The sequence below is a fragment of the Streptomyces sp. NPDC048484 genome (assembly GCF_040651415.1).
Lineage (GTDB): Bacteria > Actinomycetota > Actinomycetes > Streptomycetales > Streptomycetaceae > Streptomyces.
The window spans coordinates 26,483-35,703 of the sequence record NZ_JBEZJY010000070.1 but is presented as its reverse complement, the minus strand read 5'-3'; the positions used below and the strand labels follow the sequence as shown (position 1 = coordinate 35,703).

Here is a 9,221-nt window from a genome sequence, read left to right as displayed (position 1 = left end):
GTCAGGTCGAACCCGGCGCAGATCTGCGCGTACTTGCGTTGAATCACGACCGAGAGCCAGAAGAGCTTGTCGCCATAGTCCACGCCGGCCTCCCCTGTCCGACAACGAACGATCAGCCTACTCGTCGCGGGCCGGCGGACCACGCCACTCACCAGGAGATGCAGACCTCTGGGAGACCGGCCTGGCACTCCTACCCCAACCACTTTGATCGACTTACCCTGTCCCTTCACCCTCAGGTGGCGCCTCTACCGGCGCGCGACGGGTCGCGCGCCGGTGCCATGTCACTTCTGTGCCGCGTCGAGGGTGGGGTAGTCGGTGTATCCGGTGCGGTCGCCGCCGTAGAAGGTGGCCGGGTCGGCCGCGTTCAGCGGGGCGTTCGACTGGAGGCGGGCCGGCAGGTCCGGGTTGGCCAGAGCGGCCGCAGGTGATCGCGTTCCAGCCAAGCCTCGAAACCCACATGCCCGCCGGTCGTAGCCGACCACCAACCCGGTGTTGTTGCGCTGACCCCGATACACCGGGAACGAGCGCACCGGCGGCACCGACTCGAACGCCACCGCGGCCGCCTCTACCAGGCCGTCGCGCCGCTCGCGGCCGTCCGCGTCGACGTACCCGACCGCGAACCCCGACAACGACGCTGGCGCCATGCCGCGCACCGCCACCAGACCGTCCAACCCACCCTCCCCGGCCCCAATATCCGGCAAAGGTTCTCGACATCCTCCACTGGCCCCCGCAGCGGGCGGATCAGAACCAATGAGACCCATCAGGTACGGATCAGATCCGGTGAGAAGAGACCAGCTCAGCTGAGAACCCACACTGTCCGAGGGCCTCGTCGGCGTAGTCCGGTAAGAGGTTATGGAGGTAGGTGTAGAAGGGCTGATGGTCCGGATTGCGGCCCTGGAGTTGGTGGATGACTGCGGCATCGACCACGGCGACTCCCTCCACGGGGAGTGGTTGCAGGTCAGGTGCCAGACGCCACTCGCTGCCGGTGAGCCGGGACCAGACCAGGGCGGAGAAGCCGACGCGGACCCGAGCCCCTCCCTGGGAGCCGCCGACGATGAGTCGGCGTCTGCTGGGGTAGTTCTCGACGATCCTCTGCAGGTCCGACTCGGGGAGAGTCCAGTTCTCGAAGCGTTTCCGTCGAGCGGCGTAGTCCACGGCCGGCTGGTCAGCGACGTGATCGGTGAGACGTTGGAACAGCATGGACAGATCGGCTCGGCGACCGTACAAGCGCTCCTCCAAGGGGCGGAACCTCCCCAGGCGGCCATCCAAGTAGGAGGGATGCCGAGATAGGCTCCCGCCTCGTTCAACGACATGCCCGTGGCCGCCTGGACGAGATGGGCTGCAAGGCCTCTGCGGACCGCGACGTTCCCAGGAGAGCGGCCCGATGTGTGGCCGAGCGGTCCCGTGATGATCTCTGCCCATTCCCCGGGGAGGAACTGGGGGACCGCTTTCGCCGAGTAGCTGCGCCGGCGGATCTGCAGAAACCCCGGCAGAGCAACCTGAGTGGGAAGGGGCCGGGGGAACCGCTGGTCGAGCAACTGGAGGACTTCGTGCCGGAACAGCGGTGAGCTGTCGCGTCGTAGGTTCAGCCATGTGTGGCCCCATGCAGCGTCGTCGAGTGGAGGCATCTCGGCGATGACCCGCCTGAGTTCGAGGCGGAGCTCCGGCAGGGAGAGGTTCAAAATTCGTGCCGAGATCGACAGGAGGGCGGCTGTGCCGCGGGCGGAGAAGACGTCGCTGTCCAGCGCTACTGGGCAGTGGTGGAGATTCGCAGTGACGGAGCCGGCCCGGGTCGGCCGATGTCGTGATCGAGGGCGCGCGCGAGGGACGGGCTCGGTGCCAGGTGTGCAGTCAGCGGCCAGGTGGCGCGGATGAGCGCGGCCAGAACGAAGAGGTCGGTCATGCGGTTGTGGCCGGCCAGCGGGTCCAGTGAGCTGCTGGCGCCGTAGGGGCGGGCGTGCAGGAGGCGTTGCTGCAGGTTGAGCAGGTCGTCCGAGGGGCTGTCATTGTCGGTGAGGTGAGCGGCGTCGAGCCGGACGCCGCAGGGCCCCTGCTCGGGGTCATTGACGTTGCGGCACTGGGCGAGGTGAAGGGGATCGGCGTGCGGCTCCACCATCAGACCGCGTGAGCTGCCGCGGATCCTCTGGGCCGGCAGCCCGCAGGCGTGACAGGTGGTGCGCAGGAAGGAACCGGTGCTCCAGACAAGCGAAGTTGGCCGCCAACCGCCAGGCCAGCTGCCAGGGGCCGCTGTGGCGCTGCTGGATGGCCGAGCCGTCGCCGGCGAGGCAGGAGGGGCAGTAGCGCGTCGACGTTGTCAGCAGCCAGACGGGGAAGACACCGCAGAGCGTCGTCCAGCAGGTGAGGAGCCTCCGGATGCTGGTCGAGGTCCTCCCGGCGCCGGCGCAGGTCCGCGTCGACGGCGGCCTGGACGGTTCGCGCGTCCCGGGGCCAGGACGGTCCGGCCAGCTCTCCGTCGTCGGCGTACGAAGCTGTCTCCCCAGCCGCCGGAACCGTCGCAGGCGGGCGGTCGGCTGCCGCGGCCCGGCCCTGGGAGGCCAGGCGCGAGCGGGACACCTTCTCTTTCCTGGTCATCTGGGTGGGCCACTGATCGACAGGGGTCGCCGATCGCAGGATGTCCAGCAGCGGGGGCAGGAGCTCGGTGTCGCTGAGAACCTTGAGCTTGCCGAGACGGACGTCGGCCATGAGGGCTTCGACGGTCTTGTCTGAGAATGCCGGGACCTCGCCCTGAGGCGGAGGCCCCGTCCAGCGCAGGACGTGCCAGGTCTCGTGGTCGCCCGGGTCCTGGAAAAAGACCTTGCGCCGGTCCCGCCGGTCGCTGTGATGGGGATTCTTGAAAACGGCCAGGCATGCTCCTTGCATCGCTCGCTCTAATGTTCAACGAAGTGGGGAGTTTCAAGGAGCGTGGCCCGCGGGTCGTCGGCTTGGGTTTCCCGCTCGTGGAGTGTGCGGGCCGTGTCGAGACGTCGAGAGGCTGGCTTCGTGTCGGTGGCCGATCCGGGATCCTCACGCACGGCCACACCAGCGATCAGCTGTCTGTGGAGAGGAGCTCGGCAAGGAGCTGTCCTGTGAGTTCCACGCACCGTGTCCGGGCCGCGGAGAAGCCGTAGGGCATCTTAGTTATCGCTTCGAAGGCGCTCATCTGGACCTCCTCCTCGCCGCTCGCCTCGGCGTCGTAGATATCGAAGAGCTTCTCCTCGGCCACGTCCAGTCCGGCCGCTTCAATGGCCTGGTGCAGGGCCTTGTGGTGGGCGCAGTGCTGCGCGGCGAGTTCCTCGACCTGCGGGTCGTGGGGGTCGACGGTGTCATCGAGGGCGGCGTCGGCCGCGTCGAGGCGGTCTGCCTCGGCCCGTAGGCCGGGATGGGTCGCCAGGATGATGAACACGCTGGCCTGAATTGCGGCTCCCAGCGGCCCGAAGATCCGTTCCGTGACCAGCAGGGCGTCCAGGTCGGAGGGGCGTAGTGCGCCAGAAGGCAGGTGGCTGAGCCGGTCCGTGACCAACGGGGAGAGCAGGCCCAGTGGGCTGCCCACGACCCGCAGGCGCTGGACTGCCGCCCGCTGACGCTTGATGTCGGCCTCCTGGGCGGCCAGGGTTTCCTCCAGCCGGCCCAGGACGTCCTCAACGTCCCGGGTTTCGTTGAAGGCGGCCCGCATGTCGTCCAGGCTGATGCCGGCCTCGGACATCTTGCGGATCCACAGCAGGCGGATCATGTCGTCGTAGGCGTAGCGGCGGCGTCCGTCTCCGCCTCGCTCGGGCTCCGGCAGCAGACCGATCTGGTGGTAGTGACGAATGGCGCGCGGGGTGGTTCCGGCGAAGGCGGCGGCATCGCCGATCTTGACCTCGCGGGGAGGCATGGCGGAGGGGTACATCGCAGACAGGGCCTTTCGTGCTGTGGTGCCCTCGACGACACCATATGCCGCTACGGCATGTGCAACTTCCCACCACCCGGACCCTGACGGGCTATCGGGCGGCCCCGCTGGCCGTGTTCAACGCGTGCTTGATCACTCACTTGGTCACGACCAGCTCGGTACGCAAGGATGCCCACCACGATCGTTCCAATGATGGTCACCACCACTGCAGTGACCGTCCCCCATCCGTCTGTCATCGAGTCATCGTGCCGCAGACTCACAGACAGGGTGGTGGATTCAAAGGCACTCCCTGGATGCTCCGTATTCCGCGACCGATGCCCCCCCCCGGGCGGCCGGTCCGCCAACGCATTGGCCAACAGTGTCCAGGTTTGGTGATCCAGGAAAACCGCGCGCGGTGCGCATCGTGGTGGATTCGCCGTAACTCGGTGCGCACGGGTGGGTGCGCACCACCGCACCAGGTGCGCACCCACTCCCACGGTGGTGCGGCTACCGGGGCCAACACCAGGCGCTCGTCTCGCATCGCCTCCAGAGTGTTGGCGGTGTCCGCATGGTCGGGGTCCGGGATGACGTTCACCGTGAACCGGATGATGCTGCGGGCGATGCCCAACGCCGCCGTGGTGGGGGAGTCCCGCGCCCAGTCCCGCAGCGCGGACAGCAGCACGCACCCGACCTCGTCCAGCGCGAAGGAGTCCGCGCACGGGTCTGCCTCTCCGCCCACGGTCGTGACGGGTCAGACGATGTCCTCGGCAAGCCGCAGCAGGATGAACGCCAGCTCCGCTTCCGTCCACCCGGCGACAGCGGCGCCGCCACCCATCTGCAGCGCCAGGAGGTAGTCGAAGCCCCGCTCCACCTACTCCGGTGTCATCGGTGTACGGGACGGGATCAGGTACGGCATCAAGCTCTCCTCACGGCCACAGCCGCGCTCCCCAGCGCGGTGACGATGACCGCCGAGCGACTCGCGGCGGCGTTCTCGCATGGTCGGCGTGCTGGCCTGTGGACAGAGGACGGAGAATTCTCCCTCCCCGCCGGACAGGATGAATCGGTCTGCCAGGGCCAAGTCCGGCCCCCTTGTCCACCATGGTCGGCCCGACCACGAGCCCGGCCACGACCCCTTGTCCAGGCCAGCCGCCACACCGGTCATCGCTCCGTTTCCCCTAGACCCGCTTGCTACGAGCCGCCGTCAGACCGCAGGGAATGGGGTCCCGGGCACGCTGCTTCCTCGATCACCGCCCACCGAAGGGCGGTCCGAAGCGAAGGAGCCACCGCGATGACCAAGCACCGACCACCGGCAGGCGCCCGGCGAGCTCGCCCCGACCATGGGCCCGACCAGCACCGGGCAAGCCGTCCCGGCCTCCTGCGGTGCGCACTTGGGATGCCACGGTGGAACCCACTTTGGTGCCCGACATCGAGCAGGACGGAAAAACCGCAGGTCACCACGCGGATACGGTCGCGCTCCGCGTTGTCACAACCCTCTTCTCTCCTCCTCCTGAACTTCTGTGTGATGTCCGTGGAGGAGGAGATCATCGGGTCCGGGCGCCGGACGCCCTCTGCGGCCGGGCGTGGCCGGCGCCCGGCCGGTGGCCGCGCGTGGGCAACGAGGGGAAGGGAGCGGGGCTGATGGCGGGGAAGCGGAAGACGAACCCGGCGGGGTCGACGAACAACCTGCGCGGCGACGTGCTGCGCGTGCTCGGAGTGCTGAAGGTCGCGACCGTCGAACAGATCCAGCAGATCTCAGCCCCGCACATGAGCTACCGGCACACCGACAAGGACAAGCCCTCCCAGCGGAAGCAGGCCCGCACCGCCTCGCACCTCGGGGCGCTCTCCGATCTGCGCAAGCACGGCCTGGTGGAGAACGGCGGGAAGACCTCGGGCGGGGACACCCTGCGCAACCTCACGCCCATGGGTCTGAAGGCCGCCTCCTACGAGCTTGGACGTCCGGTGGGGGAGATGGGCGGCCCGGCCCGTGGCGCGGGACGCAGCGGCGCCTCCCACCCGATAGCCGTCAACGACACCCTGCTCGCACTGCTGCGCCCGAAGCCGGACCTGACCGAGCTCGATAGCGAGCCGACCGACGTCCTCGCCGCCGCGCAGGACGCCGTCGACGCACCGGCCGGGCTGGGCACCATCGCCTCCTACGCGACCGAGGTGCCGCTGCCCGCGACGGGAACGTGGTCCAACCTCGGCAAGGGCGGCGCCCGGGCGGACATCGTGCTTACGACCTTGGGAGTAATTGACGTTGGGGCCTGCTGATCACTGCTGGCCTGGCGGATCGGCTGGTGGGTGATCAGCGGGTCGTCATGCGGGCGAGGACCAGTCTCGGTTTCTGATCTCGCCCCCAAATCCGCATCGCGGTGTGTAGCTCCAGGGTCCATGCTGGAGGGGAGGGGTCTGCTGTTTCCCTTGGGTGAGCAGGGAGGAGCTATGACAGCAACGACGCGGAAGGACACTCCTGTCGCCATCGAAGGTGGCGGGGTGGAGTTTCGTATGCAGGACGTCGGTGGAGACATGTCCGTTGCCTTTGTGACATTTCCCGAGGGCACCGACATGGGGCCGGCTCTTAAGGGCCTGGCCGGCGACCTGTGTCCATGCCCGCACTGGGGCTACCTCTTCAAGGGGCGGCTGAAGATGCGGACGCCGGACGGTGACGAGTTCTACGAAGCAGGTGAGGCCTTCTACTGGCCGCCCGGCCACGCCCCGGTGGCGCTCGAAGACTGCGAGTACATCGATTTCTCGCCGACCGAGGATCTCAACGAGGTCATCGAGCACGTCAAGGCGCAGGGAGGATGACGGGATGACGGGCGTCTCGCCAGGGCCGGGCGGCCCTTGCGGGTTTCGGGGCAGTGCCGGCCGGGCCTGACCGTGACATGAGAAAGGCCGTGCGGGTTGGGTGAGTTGTGACGCCTACTTGGGCCCGCGCGGCCTGTTCCCATCCTGCCCTGACCGGGGTCTCTCGCGCACATTTCGGCGAGTTGCTCGAAGAACTCGCCCCGAAGTGGCAAGCCCGCCGTGAGTCCGCACTGCGCGAGCGGCGGGGCGGGGAACGGCGGCGGGCCGCTGGGGCCGGGCGCAGGCAGCGGCTGGTGTTCACCGACCGGCTCCTGGTAACGCTGGTCCACCTGCGGCTGGGCCTGCCGCACGCGGCACTGGCCGAGCTGTACCGGGTGGACCGCTCGACCGTCTCCGGCGCGATCCGAGAGCTCCGGCCGCTGCTGGTGGCCCGGGACTTCGCGTTGCCCGGCCGGCCGGGGCTGCGGCTGCACACGCTGGAGGATCTGTTCGCCTATACCGCCGCGGAGGCGTCAGGCTGCGGATCGACGGCACGGAGGTGCAGGTCCGGCGCCCGCGCGCGGGCCGCCCCGGCCGGAAGGCGTTCGTGTCCGGCAAGAAGAGGCAGAACACCATCAAGACCACCACCTTCAGTGACGGCCAGGGCCGCACCCGCGGACCCGGACGTCATTGCCCGGCCCTGCCTTTACTTCAATGCAGCCCGCCTTGATCGCTCGCTGGCCATCTCCGGCGCGGACTACGCCAGGCTCGCCGTGCCGCACGTCGCGGCCTCACCGAAACCGCTTGACATCCATAGGAGTCGACCGTTCACCTGCGGTGACGCCCCGCAGGCGTGAAAATCAGTACAGGGGCTGTCCGCCGACGCCGCTTGATGTTTGGGCTGTGAGCCCGCATAGGAGTCTGGTGAGGGAGCCGTCCGAGGGGGCCGCACACTGTCGCCTTGAGCACGCCGATCAGCTTCTCTGTTACCCCTTTGGCTTCCCGGGCAGCCCCTGCCTGCACGATCACAACTGGGGGTACATCATGGAGGAGTTGAGAGAAGACCACGACGACGGCACGGTCGCCAGGGTCGCGGCGATCGACATCGGCAAGGCATCCGGAATGGTCTGCCTGCGCGTCCCACACGACACCATTGAGGGCCGGCACGTCCAGCAGGTCTGGGCGGTCGCCTCGACCACCAACGCGATCCTGGAACTCGGCGACAAGCTGGTCTGCCAGGGGGTCGAGCGGGTGGTCATGGAAGCGACGGGCTCGTACTGGCGCCCCTTCTTCTACCTGTTGGAAGCCCGCGGCCTGGACTGCTGGCTCGTCAACGCACGTGACGTGAAGAACGTCCCCGGCCGGCCGAAGACCGACAAACTGGACGCGGTCTGGCTGGCCAAGCTCGCCGAACGCGGCATGGTCCGGGCCTCGTTCGTCCCGCCGAAACAGGTGAGGCAGCTGCGGGACTTCACCCGCACCCGCACCGTGTTCGTGCAGGAACGCACCCGCCACAAGCACCGTGTCGACAAGGCCCTCCAGGATGCGCAGATCAAACTGTCCGGCGTGGTCTCGGATCTGTTCGGCATGTCCGGGCGGGCCATGCTCGACGCGATGGTCGCCGGCGAACGCAACCCGCGAAGTCTCGCCGACCTGGCCAAGGGCAGCCTGATCAAGAAGAAGCCCGCCCTCATCGAGGCCCTCACCGGACAGTTCGAGGACCACCACGCACGGCTGTTACGGGTGCTGCTGGGCACCGTCGACCATCTGACCGCACAGATCCAGGAACTCGACCGGCTCATCGCCCACACCCTGGAGGAGATCACCACCCCGCACGACGACCTCGCAGACGATTCATCCACCGGCCACATGGACGCTCGCATCCTGGCCGAGAAGCTGGATGCCGTCCCCGGCATCGGACTCGCCACCGCGCAGATCATCCTCGCCGAGATCGGCACGGACATGAGCCGCTTCCCCAGCCCCGAACACCTTGTCTCGTGGGCCAAGTTGTGTCCACGGACCATCCAGTCCGGGGCGAAGAACACGGCAGGTCCGGCAGGACAGGGCAACCCCTGGCTCAAGGGCGCCCTTGGCGAGGCCGCCAACGCCGCCGCCCGCACCGACACCTTCCTCGGCGCCCGCTACCGGCGCATTGTCAAACGCCGCGGACACGCCAAAGCTCTGGTCGCCGTCGCCCGCTCGATACTCGTCATCACCTGGCACCTGATCAACGACCCGGACGCGGCCTACCAGGAACTCGGCAGTGACTGGCACCAGCGCCATCTGAACCCCGCCCGCAAGACCCGCGACCTCGTCCGCCAGCTCCAGGCCCTCGGCCATCAGGTCGCACTTACAACAGCATCAGCCTGACCGCCCCACCCACCGTCATCCGGTCCGCAAGCGGCCCGGATGCTGCCGCCTGCCCTCCCGAACCTCGATTTTCCGATCAGCATCCCTCACCAGGCACGATCACCGGCTACGAAAGTCTTGGAAGACACGTTTGCGTGATGTACCCCTCTCTCGAGCTGGGCCGATGCAGCACCGGCCTCTTCTTGGTGCAGCGCGC

Annotated in this window: 8 protein-coding genes and 1 pseudogene; 4 read left to right on the top strand and 5 right to left on the bottom strand. The window is 68.1% G+C overall.

Annotated features, from left to right (window positions below; translation table 11 throughout):
- Window positions 1–281 precede the first annotated feature (281 nt).
- The 5 genes and pseudogenes from AB0D14_RS41010 to AB0D14_RS40990 all read right to left on the bottom strand — a co-directional run.
- Window positions 282–413: pseudogene (locus AB0D14_RS41010) on the bottom strand (alkene reductase); the annotation flags it as partial.
- A 358-nt stretch (window positions 414–771) separates the two neighbouring features.
- On the bottom strand, window positions 772–1,200 hold the full coding sequence (locus AB0D14_RS41005) for a hypothetical protein (protein WP_362789383.1): 429 nt from the start codon (window positions 1,198–1,200) through the stop codon (window positions 772–774).
- 547 nt (window positions 1,201–1,747) lie between these two features.
- Window positions 1,748–2,116, bottom strand: coding sequence for a hypothetical protein (locus AB0D14_RS41000; RefSeq protein ID WP_362789380.1), 369 nt, complete (start codon window positions 2,114–2,116; stop codon window positions 1,748–1,750).
- Window positions 2,061–2,318: a TniQ family protein gene (locus AB0D14_RS40995; RefSeq protein WP_362789400.1), complete on the bottom strand. Its 258-nt coding sequence runs from the start codon at window positions 2,316–2,318 to the stop codon at window positions 2,061–2,063. The genes AB0D14_RS41000 and AB0D14_RS40995 overlap by 56 nt, the downstream gene beginning before the upstream one ends.
- Before the next feature lie 728 nt (window positions 2,319–3,046).
- Window positions 3,047–3,889 (bottom strand): MerR family transcriptional regulator, encoded by an 843-nt coding sequence (locus AB0D14_RS40990; protein ID WP_362789378.1) that lies wholly within the window; start codon window positions 3,887–3,889, stop codon window positions 3,047–3,049.
- A 1,617-nt stretch (window positions 3,890–5,506) separates the two neighbouring features.
- Here AB0D14_RS40990 and AB0D14_RS40985 point away from each other — a divergent pair.
- From AB0D14_RS40985 to AB0D14_RS40970, 4 genes are all read left to right on the top strand, one after another.
- On the top strand, window positions 5,507–6,139 hold the full coding sequence (locus tag AB0D14_RS40985) for a hypothetical protein (protein ID WP_362789375.1): 633 nt from the start codon (window positions 5,507–5,509) through the stop codon (window positions 6,137–6,139).
- Window positions 6,140–6,310: 171 nt separating this feature from the next.
- On the top strand, window positions 6,311–6,676 hold the full coding sequence (locus tag AB0D14_RS40980) for a hypothetical protein (protein ID WP_362789372.1): 366 nt from the start codon (window positions 6,311–6,313) through the stop codon (window positions 6,674–6,676).
- Between the two features lie 182 nt (window positions 6,677–6,858).
- Window positions 6,859–7,512, top strand: coding sequence for a transposase family protein (locus tag AB0D14_RS40975; protein ID WP_362789369.1), 654 nt, complete (start codon window positions 6,859–6,861; stop codon window positions 7,510–7,512).
- Between the two features lie 187 nt (window positions 7,513–7,699).
- Window positions 7,700–9,025, top strand: coding sequence for an IS110 family transposase (locus AB0D14_RS40970; RefSeq protein ID WP_362789367.1), 1,326 nt, complete (start codon window positions 7,700–7,702; stop codon window positions 9,023–9,025).
- Window positions 9,026–9,221: the final 196 nt, after the last annotated feature.